Source organism: Siccibacter turicensis LMG 23730, from assembly GCF_000463155.2.
Classification (GTDB): Bacteria; Pseudomonadota; Gammaproteobacteria; order Enterobacterales; family Enterobacteriaceae; genus Siccibacter; species Siccibacter turicensis.
Genome location: NZ_AWFZ01000042.1, coordinates 76,281 through 94,214, shown reverse-complemented (window position 1 = coordinate 94,214; position 17,934 = coordinate 76,281). Strand labels below are relative to the sequence as shown.

The 17,934-nt window shown below is 57.1% G+C and carries 19 protein-coding genes, 2 tRNA genes and 3 pseudogenes; 10 read left to right on the top strand and 14 right to left on the bottom strand.

The window, feature by feature from the left end; translation table 11 throughout:
• The 5 genes from fliO (at position 1) to rcsA (ending at position 3,292) form a co-directional block, all read left to right on the top strand.
• Positions 1–384, top strand: a complete 384-nt coding sequence (gene fliO / locus DW58_RS12435; protein ID WP_029696731.1) for a flagellar biosynthetic protein FliO — start codon at positions 1–3, stop codon at positions 382–384.
• Complete coding sequence (gene fliP / locus DW58_RS12430) at positions 384–1,121, top strand: flagellar type III secretion system pore protein FliP (protein ID WP_024549625.1); 738 nt, start codon at positions 384–386, stop codon at positions 1,119–1,121. The genes fliO and fliP overlap by 1 nt, the downstream gene beginning before the upstream one ends.
• 12 nt (positions 1,122–1,133) lie before the next feature.
• Positions 1,134–1,403 (top strand): flagellar biosynthesis protein FliQ, encoded by a 270-nt coding sequence (gene fliQ, locus DW58_RS12425; RefSeq protein ID WP_024549624.1) that lies wholly within the window; start codon positions 1,134–1,136, stop codon positions 1,401–1,403.
• A 10-nt stretch (positions 1,404–1,413) separates the two neighbouring features.
• Positions 1,414–2,211 (top strand): flagellar biosynthetic protein FliR, encoded by a 798-nt coding sequence (fliR, locus tag DW58_RS12420; protein WP_024549623.1) that lies wholly within the window; start codon positions 1,414–1,416, stop codon positions 2,209–2,211.
• A 457-nt stretch (positions 2,212–2,668) separates the two neighbouring features.
• Positions 2,669–3,292, top strand: coding sequence for a transcriptional regulator RcsA (rcsA, locus tag DW58_RS12415; RefSeq protein ID WP_024549622.1), 624 nt, complete (start codon positions 2,669–2,671; stop codon positions 3,290–3,292).
• Positions 3,293–3,431: 139 nt separating this feature from the next.
• Here the strand turns inward: rcsA and dsrB are convergent, their stop codons facing one another.
• Positions 3,432–3,617 carry a protein DsrB gene (gene dsrB / locus DW58_RS12410; RefSeq protein WP_024549621.1) on the bottom strand — a complete coding sequence of 62 codons (186 nt, stop codon included), beginning with the start codon at positions 3,615–3,617 and terminating at the stop codon, positions 3,432–3,434.
• Positions 3,618–3,746: 129 nt separating this feature from the next.
• On the opposite strand from dsrB, the gene yodD reads away from it, so the two are divergent.
• Both yodD and DW58_RS12400 read left to right on the top strand, forming a co-directional pair.
• On the top strand, positions 3,747–3,965 hold the full coding sequence (gene yodD / locus DW58_RS12405) for a YodD family peroxide/acid resistance protein (RefSeq protein WP_024549620.1): 219 nt from the start codon (positions 3,747–3,749) through the stop codon (positions 3,963–3,965).
• Between the two features lie 337 nt (positions 3,966–4,302).
• Positions 4,303–5,118 carry a mannosyl-3-phosphoglycerate phosphatase-related protein gene (locus DW58_RS12400; protein WP_024549619.1) on the top strand — a complete coding sequence of 272 codons (816 nt, stop codon included), beginning with the start codon at positions 4,303–4,305 and terminating at the stop codon, positions 5,116–5,118.
• A gap of 3 nt (positions 5,119–5,121) precedes the next feature.
• Here the strand turns inward: DW58_RS12400 and dgcQ are convergent, their stop codons facing one another.
• The 3 genes from dgcQ to DW58_RS12385 all read right to left on the bottom strand — a co-directional run bounded on the left by dgcQ (position 5,122) and on the right by DW58_RS12385 (position 8,275).
• Entirely contained in the window at positions 5,122–6,795 is a 1,674-nt protein-coding gene (gene dgcQ / locus DW58_RS12395) for a cellulose biosynthesis regulator diguanylate cyclase DgcQ (RefSeq protein ID WP_035885698.1), read from the bottom strand.
• 291 nt (positions 6,796–7,086) lie between these two features.
• Positions 7,087–7,266 carry a YodC family protein gene (locus tag DW58_RS12390; RefSeq protein ID WP_024549617.1) on the bottom strand — a complete coding sequence of 60 codons (180 nt, stop codon included), beginning with the start codon at positions 7,264–7,266 and terminating at the stop codon, positions 7,087–7,089.
• 88 nt (positions 7,267–7,354) lie between these two features.
• Positions 7,355–8,275, bottom strand: a complete 921-nt coding sequence (locus DW58_RS12385) for a DUF808 domain-containing protein (RefSeq protein WP_024549616.1) — start codon at positions 8,273–8,275, stop codon at positions 7,355–7,357.
• A gap of 173 nt (positions 8,276–8,448) precedes the next feature.
• Here DW58_RS12385 and yedA point away from each other — a divergent pair, with 173 nt between their 5' ends.
• Positions 8,449–9,363: a drug/metabolite exporter YedA gene (gene yedA, locus DW58_RS12380; protein WP_024549615.1), complete on the top strand. Its 915-nt coding sequence runs from the start codon at positions 8,449–8,451 to the stop codon at positions 9,361–9,363.
• A gap of 6 nt (positions 9,364–9,369) precedes the next feature.
• Here the strand turns inward: yedA and DW58_RS12375 are convergent, their stop codons facing one another.
• From DW58_RS12375 to DW58_RS12360, 4 genes are all read right to left on the bottom strand, one after another.
• Entirely contained in the window at positions 9,370–9,840 is a 471-nt protein-coding gene (locus tag DW58_RS12375; protein WP_024549614.1) for a very short patch repair endonuclease, read from the bottom strand.
• Positions 9,806–11,257: a DNA cytosine methyltransferase gene (locus tag DW58_RS12370; RefSeq protein ID WP_024549613.1), complete on the bottom strand. Its 1,452-nt coding sequence runs from the start codon at positions 11,255–11,257 to the stop codon at positions 9,806–9,808. The genes DW58_RS12375 and DW58_RS12370 overlap by 35 nt, the downstream gene beginning before the upstream one ends.
• 72 nt (positions 11,258–11,329) lie before the next feature.
• Entirely contained in the window at positions 11,330–12,019 is a 690-nt protein-coding gene (locus DW58_RS12365; RefSeq protein WP_024549612.1) for a phosphohydrolase, read from the bottom strand.
• Positions 12,020–12,222: 203 nt separating this feature from the next.
• A tRNA-Ser gene (locus DW58_RS12360) sits at positions 12,223–12,312 on the bottom strand.
• A gap of 94 nt (positions 12,313–12,406) precedes the next feature.
• Here DW58_RS12360 and mtfA point away from each other — a divergent pair.
• Positions 12,407–13,204: a DgsA anti-repressor MtfA gene (gene mtfA, locus DW58_RS12355; RefSeq protein WP_024549611.1), complete on the top strand. Its 798-nt coding sequence runs from the start codon at positions 12,407–12,409 to the stop codon at positions 13,202–13,204.
• Between the two features lie 100 nt (positions 13,205–13,304).
• Positions 13,305–13,380: transfer RNA gene (locus tag DW58_RS12350), tRNA-Asn, on the top strand.
• Between the two features lie 98 nt (positions 13,381–13,478).
• On the opposite strand, the gene DW58_RS12345 is transcribed toward DW58_RS12350, so the two are convergent.
• From DW58_RS12345 to DW58_RS21585, 6 genes and pseudogenes are all read right to left on the bottom strand, one after another.
• Complete coding sequence (locus DW58_RS12345) at positions 13,479–14,813, bottom strand: VasL domain-containing protein (RefSeq protein WP_024549610.1); 1,335 nt, start codon at positions 14,811–14,813, stop codon at positions 13,479–13,481.
• A 33-nt stretch (positions 14,814–14,846) separates the two neighbouring features.
• Positions 14,847–15,299 (bottom strand): type VI secretion system baseplate subunit TssE, encoded by a 453-nt coding sequence (gene tssE / locus DW58_RS12340; RefSeq protein WP_024549609.1) that lies wholly within the window; start codon positions 15,297–15,299, stop codon positions 14,847–14,849.
• A 7-nt stretch (positions 15,300–15,306) separates the two neighbouring features.
• Positions 15,307–15,579, bottom strand: a pseudogene (locus DW58_RS20225) (bacteriocin immunity protein); the annotation flags it as partial.
• A 58-nt stretch (positions 15,580–15,637) separates the two neighbouring features.
• Positions 15,638–15,904, bottom strand: coding sequence for a bacteriocin immunity protein (locus DW58_RS12335; RefSeq protein WP_409371870.1), 267 nt, complete (start codon positions 15,902–15,904; stop codon positions 15,638–15,640).
• A pseudogene (locus DW58_RS21405) lies at positions 15,905–17,257 on the bottom strand (S-type pyocin domain-containing protein); the annotation flags it as partial.
• Positions 17,258–17,934 (bottom strand): annotated as a pseudogene (locus DW58_RS21585) (contractile injection system protein, VgrG/Pvc8 family); the annotation flags it as partial.

Below are 17,934 nucleotides of genomic sequence, written 5' to 3'. Positions count from 1 at the left end.
ATGAAAACCCAGGCAAGCGTGACACAGCCGGACAGCACCGCCTCGTCCGGATCGCCACTGATTCAGGTGAGCGGTGCGCTGACCGTCATTATTCTGTTTATTCTTCTCGCGGCCTGGGTCGCTAAACGCGTCGGCTTTGCCCCTAAACGGGGCAGCAGTCGCGATCTGAACATCAGCGCCAGCATCAGCGTCGGTCCCCGGGAACGTATTGTTATCGTTGACGTTCAGGATGCGCGGCTGGTGCTGGGCGTGACCCCAACACAGATCACCGCCCTGCATACGCTGCCCCCGCTGGCCGTCGATGAGACGCAGCCCGCCGAGCCTGCCGGCCCGGAATTCCAGACCCTGTTAAAAAATCTGCTTAAGCGTAACGGGAGATCCTGATGCGTCGCTTGCTTTCCCTCTCGTTGCTCGCGCTGCTGGGCATCGCGCCTGCGGCTTTCGCTCAGCTGCCGGGGCTTATCAGCCAACCGCTGGCGGGCGGCGGTCAGAGCTGGTCGCTGCCGGTGCAGACGCTGGTGTTTATCACCTCGCTGACCTTTATCCCGGCGATTCTGCTGATGATGACCAGCTTTACGCGCATCATTATCGTCTTTGGCCTGCTGCGAAACGCGCTCGGTACGCCTTCTGCGCCGCCGAACCAGGTGATGGTTGGGCTGTCGCTGTTTCTGACCTTCTTCATCATGGCCCCGGTGTTCGACAAAATTTATACCGATGCCTACCAGCCGTTTGCCGAAGACAAAATCTCCATGGACGTGGCGCTGGAGCGCGGCGCACAGCCGCTGCGTGAGTTTATGATGCGTCAGACCCGCGAAGCCGATCTGGCGCTGTTTGCCCGTCTGGCCAATACCGGCCCGCTGGCCGGCCCGGAAGCGGTGCCGATGCGCATTCTGCTCCCGGCCTACGTCACCAGCGAGCTGAAAACCGCGTTCCAGATTGGTTTTACCGTGTTTATCCCGTTCCTCATCATCGACCTGGTCATCGCCAGCGTACTGATGGCGCTGGGTATGATGATGGTACCTCCGGCCACCATCGCCCTGCCCTTTAAGCTCATGCTATTTGTACTGGTGGACGGCTGGCAGCTGCTGGTCGGGTCGCTTGCGCAAAGTTTCTACAGTTAATCGAGGTGCGCAATGACGCCTGAATCGGTAATGATGATGGGAACCGAGGCGATGAAAGTCGCCCTGTCGCTGGCCGCACCGCTGCTGCTGGTGTCGCTGATAACCGGTCTTATCATCAGCATTTTGCAGGCCGCCACCCAGATAAACGAAATGACGCTCTCGTTCATTCCGAAAATTCTGGCTGTGGTCTGCGCGATTATCGTCGCCGGCCCGTGGATGCTCAACCTGCTGCTCGACTACGTGCGCACGCTGTTTACCCGTCTGCCGTACATCATCGGATAACCCCTCAGGCATGTTTCAGGTTACCAGCGATCAATGGCTCCACTGGCTGAGCCTCTACTTCTGGCCGCTGCTGCGCGTGCTGGCGCTGATCTCCACCGCGCCTATCCTGAGTGAACGTATGATCCCCAAGCGCGTCAAGATTGGGCTTGGGATCATGATTACCGTGATTATCGCCCCTAACCTTCCTGCCACCGGCGTCACCATTTTCTCGCCTCAGGGCTTCTGGCTTGCGATTCAGCAGATTTTAATCGGCATTGCGCTGGGCTTTACCATGCAGTTTGCGTTTGCGGCGGTCAGGATGGCAGGCGAAGTGATCGGCCTGCAAATGGGGCTGTCGTTCGCCACCTTCGTGGACCCGGCGTCCAAGCTGAACATGCCGGTGCTGGCGCGCTTCATGGATATGCTGGCGATGCTGCTGTTTTTGACCTTCAACGGGCATTTATGGCTGATTTCGCTGCTGGTCGACACCTTTCACACCCTGCCGATTGGCGGTGAGCCGATGAACAGCAATGCGTTTCTGGCGCTGACGCGCGCTGGCGGGATGATCTTCATTAATGGTCTGATGCTGGCGCTGCCGCTGATTACCCTGCTGCTAACGCTCAACCTGGCCCTCGGAATGCTAAACCGTATGGCGCCCCAGCTCTCCGTATTTGTGATCGGCTTCCCGATTACGTTAACGGTCGGCATTCTGGTAATGGCGGCGATGATGCCGTTAATTGCCCCCTTCTGCGAACATCTTTTCAGCGAAATCTTTGATTTACTGGCCAGTCTGGTGAGTGAAATTCCCTCTACGCCAATTCCACAATAATCGTATTGTCATCGTGAGGATAATCCTAAAATTTTTATTAAGGACATCCCACCAGCTTATACAGACCGGGGCTGAATACTTTTTAGCGAACTCACATAACTAAACATTTACTTTACTTTGAGAACATTCCTGGCAAATTATACGTAACTTTACGGGATAGTGAGTTCGCCTGATTGTCTTCACCCTGTTTTTAACATGCCTTGCAATGGTCGAGGTTTGTATTGTCTTCTGCATAAGAAACAGCTTATGTACTGATGGCGCGTGTTTAATGATTACCGAAGCGCTTCCCGTTAATCGGTAATAATTAATAGCGAAGCGGTATATATGTCGATCGCGTGCAGAGAATTCGTGGTTGTCCCGTACTGCCGTTCAGGTGAAAAGCCAGACTAACTCAGGTGAGCGCTCAGGGTAGATATCGTTGTGCTTTAATGGATAACGCGTTTAGTGAGGGTTTGCTATGTCAACGATTATTATGGATTTATGCAGCTATACCAGACTTGGACTGACCGGTTACTTAGCCAGTCGGGGGGTTAAGAAGCGGCAAATATGTGACGTAGAAAGTGTGGACGGACTGGCTGAGGAGTGCCGGGTACGACAACCCCATGTAGTGTTTATTAATGAGGACTGTTTCATTCATTGTCCGGAAAGCAGCGAGCGGATTAAGCAGGTGATCACCCGCCATCCCGATACGCTGTTTATCGTCTTTATGGCGATTGCCAATATCCATTTCGACGAATATTTGTTAGTTCGTAAGAACTTACTTATTAGCTCGAAATCGATAAAACCGGAATCGCTGGATAATATATTGGGCGATTATCTCGCCAAAGATATGCAATGTACCGGAAACATTAATCTCCCTACACTCTCGTTAAGCCGTACTGAATCCAGTATGTTAAAAATGTGGATGTCGGGGCAGGATACGATTCAGATTTCCGATCAGATGAATATTAAGGCCAAAACGGTATCGTCACACAAAGGTAATATTAAAAGAAAAATTAAAACGCATAATAAGCAAGTCATATATCACGTGGTAAGGCTTACGGATAATGTGACCAACGGAATTTTTGTGAATATGCGGTAATTTACGCCTGTACCCTACACGCTCTACGCTATGCCGATCTCTGACGTGCCGTCAGAGATTCATACTGAATACCTATTATTATGACGCTTATATCGGCGTTGGCCTGCCTTTCCCCCCGGCATGCGCGAGGGGGCGGCGGTTACGCTTTCTCGACAAAGATGCCGTCAGGGTGGCCATACTCGTTGAAGAACCAGATACCCAGCGGATAATCCTCCAGCGAGACCAGATACATCGTCCCTTCACTGAACTCCTCTACCGCCAGAACAACGCCCGGACGACGCGGTCCGCCATCCGTTTTGACTGTTACCCGATCGTTAACCTTCATGTTCCACTCCTTTTCATGCATTTGTGCCAGTGTAGAACAAAAGCGCTGCCGTGGCATCGCCCTGGCCCGCTGTAGCGCGGTATTAACGGTCTATACTTACAGGCAGGCTTATTACGCGAGGTGTCGCAGATGAAAACAGCCAATGATCAGGGCGGTGTGAACGTTGACGTTGACGCGCTGCTTGCCGCCATCAATGAAATTAGCGAAAGCGAAGTACGTCGGGCCGACAGCCCGGACGAGCCGGCGCGCGTCAGCATCGACGGCAGGGACTATCACACCTGGACCGAGCTGGCGGATGCATTCGAGCTGGATATTCGCGATTTCAGCGCCTCAGAAGTGAATCGCTAATGGCGGCGCAGGCGAATTTCAGGCAAAAAAAACCCGGCCGGGGAGGCCGGGAATGAAACTTGCTTTTGCAAGAAGCACTTGAAAATTCGTTACACCAGGAAATCCGATGTGGGCATCAACATATCCGGAATTTTTTTTAATAACAAGGATATATTGTTTTGGGAAATATGACTTATGGAAGCATATATTTTATCAATAGAACTACAGCCCGCGTCCTCTGCCGCCTGAGCGGTAACGATCCCAATTTTTCACCTTTCCGTAACGCCATTTTTTGAGATTTATCCTAAGTCACCGCCGCCCTGCCCTTTTACACCCGTATGATTAAGGAGCTTACGTCATGCCTGTGTCAGTTGCTTCCCTTGTTGTTATTACCGATGTCGACGGTACGCTTATCGATCACAATACCCATGAGTGGGACGCAGCGCGCGCGTGGCTGACCCGCCTGGAGGCACACCAGGTGCCGGTGGTGCTGTGCAGCAGTAAAACCGCCGCCGAGCTTACCGGCCTGCAAAAAGTGCTGGGGCTCGACGGCCAGCCGTTTATCGCCGAAAACGGGGCCGTCATCTCGCTGGACGCCAGCTGGAGCGATCATCCGGATTATCCGCGCCTGCTTACCGGGGCGCGTCATGAGGAGATCCGCACCCTGCTTGAGCAGCTGCGTGACACTCACGGCTACAAATTCACGACCGTCAGCGATGTGGATGAGCAAACGCTCAGCGAATGGAGTGGCCTGACACCGAAAATGGCGGCGCTGGCAAAGCTTCAGGAGGCTTCCGAAACCCTGATCTGGCGAGACTCCGACCCGCAGCTTGCCGCCTTCACGGCCGCGCTCAGCGAGAATGGCCTGATGATGATTGAGGGCGGGCGCTTCTGGCACGTGTTGGATCAGCAGGGTGGCAAAGATCAGGCGATCGCCTGGCTAATGAAGCAGTACCGGCAGCGACGCGGAAACGACCTGGTCACCCTCGGTCTGGGGGATGCGCCAGGGGATGCGCCGCTGCTTGACGCGACGGATTATGCCGTGGTGGTAAAAGGCTACAGCCGCAATGCGGTGACGCTCAAGCAGGATACGCCCGAACGCGTCTACCGCACCGCGGAGTATGGCCCGGCCGGCTGGAGCGAAGGCCTGACGCATTTCCTGGGTGAGCAGTAGATCTCAGTCGGCGCGCACCTGATTGCGTCCACCCTGTTTCGCTTTATAGAGGCGGTCGTCGGCGATGGCCTGAAGTTTCTCAAAGGCATAGATGCCCGCCTCGGCGCTGCTGCTCACGCCAAACGAGGCGCTAAAGCGCAGAGAGGTCGTCGGGCTAAGCAAAATTTCACGGGCGTTAAGACGGGCGCGGACGCGCTCGGCAAACTGCGTCGCCTCGCTGAGTTCGGTATTTGGCAGCAGTACGCAAAACTCCTCCCCGCCGACGCGCCCGGCAATATCCCCCTCACGCAGCAGTGCCGCCAGCAGCGTGCCCGCATGGCGCAGCACCCTGTCCCCCGCCTGATGCCCGTAACGATCGTTAATGCTCTTGAAGTGGTCCAGGTCAAACTGGATCAGCGAATAGGGGGCGTGGTGCTTTTCCGCCGTCTCGACCAGCACCTGCGCGCGCTCGAAAAACGCACCGCGGTTGTACAGCCGGGTTAAGGGATCGTACCAGGCCTGCCAGGTCAGCTTGTTCTGAAGCTGGGTCATTTTGTCGACCATACGCCGGATCATCAGCCACGAGACCAGCAGCATGGCAAGAAACAGCGTCCAGAACGCCATCAGAACCACGGTAATGGTGCCGAATTCGGCCTGCATACTCTGCTCGATGGAGTGGACGCTAATCAGCACGCCGCTGAAGTTGTTGAGTTTTTGCCAGCTGACGTAGCGCGTATCAAACCGCATTCCGCCCTGGCTGGACTTCTCTACTTCCCCGGCCAGACGCGCCATATCGACCGAGTCAAACAGCGTGTCCGCCGCCGGGGCGTCCTGCGAGGACGCGATCGCCCTGAAGCGGCTGTCGAACAGGTAGACTTCGCCCTTGTCCGCGTCGTCAACGATCTGCTGCAGATAGCGGTTAATGGTGGCGACCGGGAAATCCATCGCCACCACGCCGTACCAGTAGTGCTGATAATCGAGCGGTACGCTGGCGGTAAGGGTCTGCACGTTGCGAACCGGATCGTACAGATAGAACCAGACCACGTCGCGCGTCCGATTGTTTTCCGGTGACTGCTCAAAGAACCACGGGCGGGTGACCTGATGATAATAGGCGGGAAGCAGCGCTGGTGCGCCGGGTGCGATATCGCTGGCGATGAAGAACCCGGCGCGAGAGGTATACCAGCTGCTCTGCTGCAGCTCGCCGTTTCCGCCGCCGCCGCCGCCGGAGAGGTGCATCAGATAGCCAAACTCCAGCGCAGCGCTCAGCTCGCCGGCCAGGCGCGACTCATCGCGGTGCAGCAGTTTGCTCTGGTTAACAAAGGCATCCGATACACCGTTCATCGGCATCGAGCGGTGGTTATTGCCCAGCAGCTGCCAGGTATGTTCATCACGCTGTGCCTCAAAGTCGGCGAGCATTTGACGCGAAATATCGGTATTGAGCGGCTGGGCCAGCGCGAGCTGCATCGCGTTGCGGTAGAACAGCAGCTTATCGAGGCTGAACTGCAGATGGCGATCGAGGCCAATCGCCACGTTCTCCAGACCATTGCGCTGGGAAGTGGCGTAGGCGTGCTGCAGCACTATCAGTTCGCGCCAGGTAAAGAGCGCAGAGCAAATCAGCACCACCAGAAAGCAGAGATTGACAACCCTTTTCGGGCTCTGCCCCCAGAACATTCTCCGGGTGAGCGTAGCAGCATGCATGAAAGACTCCCTGAACAGGCTCGGTTACATCCCTTAATCTGCCAGGCGGCAGACGGCGGAAGTCACAGTATATCCGTGAGCGTAACGCGGCGGGAGCGGGTACACCGCGTATGTTATGGGTAAACTGTAGACATGGCGGCTTGCCTTTACCACCGTTCAATGGCCGTGGCAGGCCTGCAAGGGTAAAGTAATTTGCGCCGGACGGCGAGCGGGCCGGAAAGCGTAATGCGGGGAATGGCGGAAGGGGCGGAAAAAAACTCCCCTCGCCATGCGGGAGGGGAGTGTCGGGCGTCAGGCAGTCTGAGGTTGACGGTGCTGCTGGGCAACCAGTTCATCCTCGCGAAACGCTTCGCGCTGGACGCCGTAGCCGTCGTACCAGCGACATTCAACCATGCCGCTGGCGTAGCCCGTCACTACCATGCGCTGCCCGCCGCTTTTATGCTTAACTTCATCGCTGACCACAAAGCTCATTGTGTTGCCTCCTGAATCATCGGTGAAAACCTCTTCAGAATAGTCATAAGGAATGATTTTTGCCTGGTCAGCGGTGGTCACTATTAGATTAATCCTGGTGTGCCGGCTTGCCACGCAGCCGTCCAATCAGGTTTACGGCCAGCAGCACCACGCCACCGATGATGAACCCCAGCACCAGATTAAGCAGGGTCGGTACCACTGCCGCGCCGATGCCGCCCAGCGACTGGGCCATGTGCTCAATCGCATGGTGCAGCGGGGTGATCCCGTGAACCACTATGCCGCCGCCAACCAGGAACATCGCCAGGGTGCCGAGCACCGACAGCGCTTTCATCAACCACGGCGCGGTAAACAGCAGCCCCCTGCCGATCCCCCTGGCGATCGCCGAGCCGCGCTCCACCAGCCAGTAACCGATATCGTCCAGCTTGACGATAAGCCCCACCAGTCCGTACACCCCTATGGTGACCAGAATGGCAATCCCCGACAGCACCAGCACCTGATTCAGCAGCGGCGCCTCGGCCACGATGCCGAGCGTAATGGCGACGATCTCCGCGGACAGAATAAAATCGGTGCGAATAGCGCCTTTGATTTTGTCGCGCTCCATCACCTTCGGGTCCTGCTTCGCCAGCTCGTCCAGCCGCGCTTTGCGCTGCTCCGGCGTCTCTTTATGCTTGCGGGCGTGCAGGGTATGCACCACCTTTTCTACCCCTTCGTAGCACAGGAACGCCCCGCCGAGCATCAGCAGCGGCGTAATTGCCCAGGGCGCAAAGGCGCTAATCACCAGCGCCAGCGGCACCAGGATCAGCTTATTTAAAAACGACCCCATCGCCACCCGCCAGACCACCGGTAGCTCACGGTTGGCACGTACCCCGCTCACCTGCTGCGCGTTGAGTGACAGGTCGTCCCCCAGCACCCCGGCGGTTTTCTTCGCCGCCAGTTTCCCCATCATTGAAATATCATCCAGCAGCGTGGCGATATCATCCAGCAAGGTTAATAAGCTACTTCCAGCCACAGTTTCTTCCTTTGTTTTGGTGACAGAGATCATAGTATGGAGTAAAAGCGGACTTCGGGAAATGTAAACGCTTTGTCAACAAATATTTAACAAGGAACAGCAGGTAAAGCGCTCGCCGCGAGATAGTTTTGATGATTACTATAAGGTCACTTTGTTTTGTGTCGTGAGGGAGTATGCGTTTCGCAAAATTTTTACCGCTCTTTGGATCGCTCTTTGCGCTCTATATTATCTGGGGTTCCACCTATTTCGTTATTCGCATCGGCGTCGAGAGCTGGCCGCCGTTTATGATGGCCGGGGTGCGCTTCTTATCCGCCGGCGTGCTGCTGATGGCCTTCCTGCTGCTGACCGGCCACCGGCTTCCGCCCCTGCGTCCTTTGCTGAACGCGGCGCTGATCGGCGTGCTGCTGCTGGCGGTGGGCAACGGCTTTGTTACCGTGGCGGAACACCAGAACGTTCCCTCAGGCATTGCCGCGGTGATCGTGGCCACCGTGCCGCTGTTCACGCTCTGCTTCAGCTACTTCTTCGGTATCAACACGCGCAAAATTGAGTGGGTGGGCATCGCCATTGGTCTGGCGGGCATTGTGCTGCTCAACAGCGGGGGCAACCTCAGCGGGAATCCGTGGGGCGCGCTGCTGATCATGGTCGGCTCGCTGAGCTGGGCGTTTGGTTCGGTCTACGGTTCGCGCATCACGCTGCCGCAAGGCATGATGGCCGGCGCCATCGAGATGCTGACCGCCGGTATTGTGCTGCTGATCGCCTCGCTCATCTCCGGTGAAAAGCTGACCGCGATGCCGCCGCTCTCGGGCTTTCTCGCGGTGGGCTATCTGGCGATTTTCGGCTCGATCATTGCCATCAACGCCTATATGTACCTGATCCGCAACGTCTCACCGGCTATCGCTACCAGCTACGCCTACGTTAACCCGGTGGTGGCGGTGCTGCTAGGCACCGGATTTGCCGGCGAAGTGCTTTCTACGGTGGAATGGGTGGCGCTCGGGGTGATTATTTTTGCCGTGGTGCTGGTGACGGTGGGGAAATACTTCTGGCCGGCCAAACCGGTGATTGTTCCCTGCGACGTAGAAAAATCCTGAACCTAATCAGTCGCTGCGATGAATGCCGCGGATATCAATGTCCGCGCGTCCCTCGCCGCTACAGATCCACTCTTCAAGGCGCTCGCTGAGCGCCTCATCACTGAGCTTCGCCCGCCCACGCAGCGCACACTCCCACACCACCAGCACCCGCCAGCCCTGCTCGCGTAACAGCGCAATGTCCCGCCGGTCGCGCGCGACGTTTTTACCGATCTTCTCCAGCCAGAACTCGGTGCGGGTTGCCGGAACCTTAAACAGGTAGCAGTCGTGATGATGCCAGAAACAGCCGTGGGTAAAGATGACGCAGCGGTAGTCGTCGACCACAAAGTCGGGCCGACCGGCCAGCGCCGCGTCCTGTGTGCGAAAGGCGATGCCGAGCGTCTCAAGCAGCCCGGCGAGCCGTTTTTCGATAGCGGTATCGCGCGTGGCGATAGCGCGCATGTTTTTACTGCGGGTCGCTTTGTCGTGTACGTCGGCCATCAGCATGCTCTCCCCGCGTCAGGGCCACCGCCTGCCGGATACGATCCGACAGCAGACGCGCCACCGCCGCGAACGCCGGCACCACCACCGAGTTACCAAACTGGCGGTAGGCCTGGGTATCCGACACCGGAATGCGGAACCGGCTCTGACCCGGCGCTTCAAACCCCATCAGCCGGGCGCACTCGCGCGGCGTCAGGCGTCGTGGACGACGGCTCTGGTTGGCTTCATCGTTGAAATCCTGCTCGCCGAGGGCTTTATCCCAGCCGCGATCTACCAGGATTTCCGCCCCGTCTTTGTAGTAACGCGCCGACAGCGTGCGGGCGATGCTGGCCGGGTTGCGCGGATCCACCAGCCCGTAGCCAAAGCCGTTGCCCTTCGCCTGATGCTTCAGGGCATAGCGATAGAGGTAGTCCCACAGGGTGGGGCTGAGGATATACCGGGCGTCCACCGTCGGGTCGAGCAGCTCGCCAAACGCCGGGCGCTGCGCCGGGTAACAGGTGGGGAGATCCCGCAGGGTGAAGCCCTGATGCAGATTGAGATCGCGCCGGAACCCCACCAGCACGATGCGCTCCCGGTGCTGCGGCAGGAAGTGTTTTCCGTCGATAACCTTGGGGTCGTCGCGGCCGGTCTCGGCCGCATCAGCCACTTCATACCCCAGCTCGTCCAGGGTCTGCATGATGATGCGGAAGGTGTTGCCTTTGTCGTGGCTCTTGAGGTTTTTGACGTTCTCCAGCACAAACATCGCCGGGCGATGGGCGTCAATCACCCGCACCACGTCGAAGAACAGCGTCCCTTGGGTTTCGCAGGCGAAGCCGTGGGCGCGCCCCAGCGCATTTTTCTTCGAGACGCCGGCCAGGGAAAACGGCTGACAGGGGAAGCCCGCCAGCAGCACATCGTGTTGCGGCACCACGGCGCGGATATGCTCCGCCGCCGCCTGGTCGGACACCTCTTTCCGGTGGCTCAGGGTCACATCGCGGATGTCTTCATTAAACTGATGTACCGCCGGATCGCAGTACCAGTTCGCTTTATAGGTGCGCACCGCGTGCTTGTTCCACTCACTGGTGAACACGCACTGGCCGCCGATGGCCTCGAACCCGCTGCGGATGCCGCCGATACCGGCAAACAGATCGATAAAGCGAAAGGCGTAATCGGGATGGTGGGCCGGGGGCGACGGCAGCAGCGGTGCCAGCGCGGCGCACTCGGCGTCGCGCAGCGGCAGCGCTTCGGGGGTGAGCAGCGCTTTTTTCAGACGGGCGACGCTCCAGCTGCGCTCGCCTGCGGCATTGAGCGTCGCCAGCACGTGACGGGTGGAGTAAATCGCGGCCACCTGCGCCAGCAGGCCAGCGGCATGTCCGGCTGCGGCGTCGTTAGCCGGCAGCGCAAGCGTATCGTCCAGTATGGCGTGTTTGTCGTGCATCAATCACTCTGATCGGAAAAAGCAAAATATCAGACAGCGTAACACAAAACCGCGGTCGGTATGGGCGCGCCGTTAACCCGCGAGCCGTGCCGCAACGGTTGGGTCGCTGGCGGCAAACTCACCGTTAAGCTCGGCGCACAGCTTCGCCAGATAGCCAATCAGGAAGTCGGCGTTATGGCGCGCCAGTTCGCGGCCGGTGCAGGTTTGCATGGTGGCAGGCAGCTTCAGCAGCTTGCTGCGAAAGTGATCCACGGCGTAGCGGCTGTCGTCCAGCGGACGGCGCTCCGCCAGCGGATCCTCGCTGTCGAACAGCCCGCGTCCCAGCTGGCCTGAGACGTAAAACACCCGCGCCAGTCCGATGGCACCCAGCGACTCCAGCCGGTCGGCATCCTGGACGACTTTCGCCTCCAGGGTCAGCGGGGTTACCGCGGCGCTGAAGCTGTGGGCGTGTATGGCATGGGCCACGTCGTCGTGCAGCGCAGCGGGAAAGTCAGGGAAGTCTTCAGTCAGAATGGCACGGGCGCGTTCGGCGGCCTGCGCTGAGGCGAGATGGCGTTGGGGGTGGTTTTTCGGCAGATTGACAATGTCGTGGAAGTAACAGGCAGCCAGCACCACTCCCGCACTGGCCGGCTCCTGTTGCATAATATGCTGCGCGGTCGCCCAGACGCGTCTGAAATGTGACAGATCGTGCGCGGCGTCATCTGAGGCGGGCTGGCGGGCAAACCAGCTCTCGAAGCGCTGCTGCCAGTGTGGTATATCCATGTTTCTCCTCATTGCCCGCCCCGACGCACCGCTTTCAGCGTCGTGTTCGCGCCAGGATGAAGCCGAAAAGGCACGGGGCGGCCTGTGGTCTGGTCGATGTTAACGTAGACTGAAGTACAGATTATGGCCGGGATGCAGGTTAGCGCGAGTCGCTCAACGGGATGTTTGTCACTGAAAAGTAACGAAATAACTGTTTGAATAAGTGGCGGAGAGAGGGGGATTTGAACCCCCGGTAGGGTTGCCCCTACTCCGGTTTTCGAGACCGGTCCGTTCAGCCGCTCCGGCATCTCTCCACGCGTGTAGCCAGTATGATGCCAGGGAATGCGGCGTTTTAACAGACCTGGCATGACCCATTTTGTTTGAGTGACGACGTTGTGAGCAAATACGATGATTAAGTGGCCCTGGAAAATAACCGAATCTTCACCGCGCCTTGAGTTGCCCTGGGAGCAGGCGATTGCTATCCCTGTTCTGGCAAGCCTGACCCCGGAAGAGCAGGAGAAACTGATCCGGCTGGCTACCCGCTTCGTGGAGCAAAAACGTCTCGTTCCGCTGCAAAACTTCGAGCTGGACGAGTTAAAAACCGCACGCATCGCGTTGCTGTTCTGTCTGCCGGTGATGGAGCTGGGGCTGGAGTGGCTTGACGGCTTCCATGAGGTGCTGATCTACCCTGCCCCGTTTATGGTGGACGATGAGTGGGAAGACGACATTGGGCTGGTGCACAGCCAGCGCGTGGTGCACTCCGGGCAGAGCTGGCAGCAGGGCCCCATCGTGCTGAACTGGCTCGACATCCAGGACTCCTTCGACGCCTCCGGCTTCAACCTGATTTTCCATGAGGTCGCCCATAAGCTGGACGCACGCAACGGCGATCGCGCCAGCGGCATCCCCTTTATTCCCCTGCGCGAAGTGGCCGCCTGGGAGCACGATCTGCATGCTGCGATGGACAACATTCAGGATGAGATCGATCTGGTGGGCGAAAACGCGGCCAGCATCGATGCCTATGCGGCCTCCGATCCCGCCGAGTGCTTTGCCGTCCTGTCAGAGTATTTCTTTAGCGCGCCGGAGCTGTTCGCGCCGCGCTTCCCTGCCCTCTGGCAGCGTTTTTGCCAGTTCTACCGTCAGGATCCACTCAAACGGCTGCGTGACAGCACGCAAAACGATGAAAATGCCGCCGGACAGCTGCATTAACTGGTCAGGCTGATTTTAAAATCGCCAGTTGAATCAAAAACCTGATTCACCAATTGACAGAGAATAACGGGGCCAGTACTATGCGCCCCGTTCACACGATTCCTCTGTAGTTCAGTCGGTAGAACGGCGGACTGTTAATCCGTATGTCACTGGTTCGAGTCCAGTCAGAGGAGCCATATTTTAGAAGCCCGCTTACCACAAGGTAAGCGGGCTTTTTCATGCCTGTATTCCCGCGTTGCGCCAGACCTGCTCCTACAGACATACGTCGAGCTTATTACGGCACAACGGCCGGTCCAGCCAGCAGCGTATAGCGGTTTAACAGCGCGTTAAGGGCGGTTTCTGCCTCACGCTTCTGCGCCGCGCCCGCTGGGTCCAGCGTGAGCTGACGCAGCTGCTCCTCTGCCGGAACCGCACTGTTAAACGACTGCATAATGGAAAACACCATGGTTTTCAGCTCGCTGCCGGTGATATAGCGCCCCCGACGTTCATCCAGCGCGTTCAGGCGATCGGTCAGATGCTGTAGCTGCGTCATGCCCTGATGCCAGCCGTTTAGCTTTTCCTGAGTCAGCGCAGTGGCGTTGAGCTGGTTCTGCCACTGCTGAGCGAGCGGTTTCGCCTGTATCGGCCATAGCGTTTGCGCCTGTTGGACCAGATCGCTACCGTAGCGCAAAGGCCAGTCCGGCGGCAGGCTGCTCAGCCGGACGAGCTGCTGCCGCGTGCGGTGCAGACCCGCCTCCGCCAGGTGCGCATCCGCTGGTAATGCCCGGCGCTGCGCGGCGGTAAGCGGTTCCGGCAGGGTCAGCGAGGCCGTAAGGGCGCCCAATGGGTCAGGCTGATGCAGAGAGCGCCAGCCACACAGTGCGGCGCTACTCAGCACCAGCATGATCAGCATCCCTGCGGCAAACGGCTTGCAGAGCAGCCGCGTCGGTTGGCGGGCGCTAATGACCGTCACCTTCGGCTTCGGCTCGGGCTGTGCCACGAAGATCCACGGAGTTGTCGTCATCTCCGGCTCGTCTGACGCACGCTCAGGTCCCGATATCGTGTGAACAGGCAGCGTAATGTCCGTTGTCTCCCCGTCCACGCCGCGACCCGCCTCAAGCCGCACCGCCGCGTTATGCAGCTGCGTGCGCAGGCCATCAAGCTGGCTGGCATGCCTCAGCTCCAGCCGTTGCAGGGCATCGCCGATGGCCGTGAGGTAGTGCTCTGCCTGATAGAGGGCTTTCAGGTCGGCATAATGCAGCGTAAGGGTACGCATCCGCTGCTGCAGGCGCGGGCTCAGACCAGCGAGGATCTCTATGCGCGCATGTACCGGCTGCGGCCACATCGCCCCCCACTGATGGATAATCAACGCTTCCAGCACCGCCAGCCCTTCGTTCAGACCGGGCAACCCGGCCGTGTGAGTACGCGCCAGGGTATACCAGGCCGCGGTGCGTAGCTCCACGCCGTTATGCTCAAACAGCGACATGCAGAGCCTTTCGGCATATGCCCAATCCACATCCGGACGGGCCGGATGGGATAGTTTAGCGAGCTCATCGCGTAATGCTGAATAATCGGACAATGTGCGGGGATCGCCCCCGGTCTTGAGGTGGCGTGCGGTTGTGTGGAGCATCGTGAATTCCGTATCGAAAAGAGAATGGGTGGATTAGATAGAGTGACGGTTTTCGAGGTACTGCTGTTGTTTCAGGTGTCTGATCAACACTTTCCCCTCTGGCATAAACTCAGTGCCATACCGTACAAGTCCGATACCTCTCAGTTCCGCATCGATGGCGTAACGCAGCTCACCTGGCACCTGTTGTTCGAGTAAAGTGACATTGAGTGACTGCAATCGAGGTTCATATTTGAGCAGGACACCGGCCAATGTATCTATCAGCTCGTGGGCTGTCCCGGGCATGCCTTGCAGAATTTTGGTCATATCCGGCAAACCATAATCTGGTAGATGGGATATAGCCCCGGCCCGGGCGTTCAAAATACTTTGGATGTTATCCAGCACGGATAAAATAACCTGGTCTTCTTCGTTTACAACTTCAAGGGGAAGTTCCCCTGTAAAGTTGCCAGTAAGAATTTCGTATAGAGATGGGGATTTTCTATCTGGCATTTTGACCTCACCAATCAGCTTGAGAGTTTTTAAAAAGCGGGAGGCCTTGGGTCTTTCTCCAGTTCAAAACTGTCTCAAGCAATCCTTCCGGAGTACATTTTGAATTATCCTCTGGGTAAAATATTAAATCGCTCTTTTCAGCATACTCCGTTATTTTGTCAAAGTGATTCGATAATTTTGTCAAATAATCACTAAGTGCACCCCCCTTTAAATTCACTTTTCGAGATCCCTTAAAAAATTCATTCAAAAAAAAATAGAAATTCTTGCTGTGTATATTCTGAAAATGAGTCTTTAAGTTCCATAAAACGCCTTCTTAAATAGAATTTGAATTTTCTTGTTTAACTATCTTTGAAAAGTGGAAGCCCTTGAGATTTTCTCCATGCTTTCACGACCTTAGTTATCCCCTCCGGATTGCAGTCTTCCTTATCAACGGTGTGGTATATCAAATCTGAACCATCTGGATGACTAGTGATTTTTTCAAAATGCTCAAGCAACTCGTCTAGCTTATCATCATCAGGCGCAGTGTTTTCTCTGAAAATATCCTCCATGAAACTTTCAAACTCATTTTCCGTATAATCTTCAAAGCGCGGTTTTAATTCCATCATTTACTTCCCCTTGTGAATGTCTATGTGTCTTTTAGGTGTTGTCGCTCTAACATTATCGCAATCCATCACAGCGCCGCCATCTGAAATATTATCCACATGATGTAACTCGAAACTTTTACGTTTACCAACATGTTCAACCCGGACACTGCGAGGAGCTTTACCAACACGCATCCTGTATAAGTTTGAAGGTTTAAATTGTAATGATCACTCTGGATCAGCCGCAACGGCCTTCCAGAAAGCTGCTCTGAATACATCAAAATTACTGAACTCTTGTCCTCTTAGCTTATCAGCGATTTGAGATGGCACTGGAGCACCCAGACCAGTACTTGCGGCCCCAAGCCATTTTTCAGTGCCTGATAGCGTCTCACCCTTCCCTGTTACCACACCTGGCTCATCCCTGGCGGTTTTGAGATAAACATAGATCGGCTTAATCCCGGAGTCCGCAGGGAAGACCAGTATGTAATCGTTAAGATCGCGTTCTTCCGGCACCGGGAAAGGTGGTGTCGTGTATTCATCTTTGCCGTCAGGAATTGGCGTGACGAGTATTGTAGCCTGGTCTATTGGCTTGATGTCGCTGCCGGTATGTGAGGGAAGATCACTGCCTGCTGGTCTCTCAGGCGTCCAGGTAATCAGCGGACCATCGGCACCGTGAGCTGGAGTGAACTCATATTGATTATGTTCACTATTCCACACCATGTTTGCCGTACGGACACCTTCATACGGAGTACCTTCACCCGTATGGACACCATAGACCCGCATGTTGCCCTGCTCATCCTGGCGCCAGAAGAACCTCACCCAAGTTGTCGCTTTTGCCCCGGCGATGGCTTTCTGCCGTAGCTCTTCCTCGTACCAGAATTCGTCCCGGCCAGGAACCCTGTCACTCCCCTCGCCCGCAGATGGAACGTAGAGCGCGGACATCATCGCTCCTACATACGGAATCCCCCGGGCCGCACCCAATACGCCGGTCAGGGACCATTCCCCCCAGACCTGGGTCATCTCGCCCGTAGCAGCACCCAGAGCAAGCGGTGCAGCCGTTGCCTGAGCAGGTGCATTTGCGCCCCCGGCGTCAGGCTTACGTTTTTTGGCTGACTGGGCATGCTGAACGACTTCATCATCTGCATGCTCATGCTCATGCTCATGCTGATGACCATAGCCGCAGCAGTCGTCCTCGACAGGCTGGGCAAAAATTGTCATCTGTCCAAAGTTATCAACGGGCTCTTCGGCAGTACCGGCATCCGTGCAACCTTTCTCCTTCAGGCAGGATTTTGCATACACCGGCGTCACCCACGGGGTGAGCGTTTCGGGATTGAATTCTCGCATGGTCGCCGGAGGCGGCAAGGATACGGCCTCCGGAGGTTCCGTCCCCTCCCGGTCGAAGTCCGGCTTCACCCGGTAGCGCCCCTGCTCGTCCAGGTGAGCGTAGATATCATTCTTCTCCCGGCTCTCAACCCGGGCCGGAAGCGTGCCCGTGATGACCGGACGCGGGACTTCTACCGAACGGAAACAGTACCGTTCGGTATAGGGCATTCCCCAGACCGACACATGCAGACGGGAATCGCGCGCTCCCCGGTAGGTCACCAGGGTGAGGATAACGCCCTCTTTCAGGGCTGCAATGACATCGCCCTGCGGCTCCAGCACCTGCCCGGGGGTGAGGTGTGCCGCATTGCTGAACAGGTGGATGCGGGCTGATTTATTCAGTTCCCGCTCATGATGAAGCCGGGCATAAAACGCGCCAGATTCGGTTTCCGGCTCCGGGCTGGCGTCGTCACCCGCTGCACGATAAGGCGCGGCGTAGCGGTAATGCTCCCCGGTGGTAACCACATCGTTACGCACGCTGACCGTCGCATCCATCGGCGTGGAGGCTGTCCGGTAGTTGTAATCACGCGTGGTGACGGCGCCGGGGGGCAATGTTGAACCAGGTCCGCACATCCCACACCGATTCTGCCGCGCCGGCGAACAGACCCGATGGCTCGCTGTAGGGCAGGCGCACATCAAACTGGTAGTTAAGCTGGCTGTCGGCAAGGATGTAG

Bases quoted from the DNA above. Each gene is read 5' to 3' on its own strand.
- DW58_RS12345 (WP_024549610.1), bottom strand. From the start codon at position 14,813: ATGCTCCACACAACCGCACGCCACCTCAAGACCGGGGGCGATCCCCGC.
- dsrB (WP_024549621.1), bottom strand. From the start codon at position 3,617: ATGAAGGTTAACGATCGGGTAACAGTCAAAACGGATGGCGGACCGCGT.
- rcsA (WP_024549622.1), top strand. From the start codon at position 2,669: ATGTCAACGATTATTATGGATTTATGCAGCTATACCAGACTTGGACTG.
- mtfA (WP_024549611.1), top strand. From the start codon at position 12,407: ATGATTAAGTGGCCCTGGAAAATAACCGAATCTTCACCGCGCCTTGAG.
- DW58_RS12370 (WP_024549613.1), bottom strand. From the start codon at position 11,257: ATGCACGACAAACACGCCATACTGGACGATACGCTTGCGCTGCCGGCT.
- DW58_RS12390 (WP_024549617.1), bottom strand. From the start codon at position 7,266: ATGAGCTTTGTGGTCAGCGATGAAGTTAAGCATAAAAGCGGCGGGCAG.
- yodD (WP_024549620.1), top strand. From the start codon at position 3,747: ATGAAAACAGCCAATGATCAGGGCGGTGTGAACGTTGACGTTGACGCG.
- DW58_RS12400 (WP_024549619.1), top strand. From the start codon at position 4,303: ATGCCTGTGTCAGTTGCTTCCCTTGTTGTTATTACCGATGTCGACGGT.
- DW58_RS12375 (WP_024549614.1), bottom strand. From the start codon at position 9,840: ATGGCCGACGTACACGACAAAGCGACCCGCAGTAAAAACATGCGCGCT.
- DW58_RS12365 (WP_024549612.1), bottom strand. From the start codon at position 12,019: ATGGATATACCACACTGGCAGCAGCGCTTCGAGAGCTGGTTTGCCCGC.
- fliQ (WP_024549624.1), top strand. From the start codon at position 1,134: ATGACGCCTGAATCGGTAATGATGATGGGAACCGAGGCGATGAAAGTC.
- DW58_RS12335 (WP_409371870.1), bottom strand. From the start codon at position 15,904: ATGATGGAATTAAAACCGCGCTTTGAAGATTATACGGAAAATGAGTTT.
- fliO (WP_029696731.1), top strand. From the start codon at position 1: ATGAAAACCCAGGCAAGCGTGACACAGCCGGACAGCACCGCCTCGTCC.
- fliR (WP_024549623.1), top strand. From the start codon at position 1,414: ATGTTTCAGGTTACCAGCGATCAATGGCTCCACTGGCTGAGCCTCTAC.
- dgcQ (WP_035885698.1), bottom strand. From the start codon at position 6,795: ATGCATGCTGCTACGCTCACCCGGAGAATGTTCTGGGGGCAGAGCCCG.
- tssE (WP_024549609.1), bottom strand. From the start codon at position 15,299: ATGCCAGATAGAAAATCCCCATCTCTATACGAAATTCTTACTGGCAAC.
- fliP (WP_024549625.1), top strand. From the start codon at position 384: ATGCGTCGCTTGCTTTCCCTCTCGTTGCTCGCGCTGCTGGGCATCGCG.
- yedA (WP_024549615.1), top strand. From the start codon at position 8,449: ATGCGTTTCGCAAAATTTTTACCGCTCTTTGGATCGCTCTTTGCGCTC.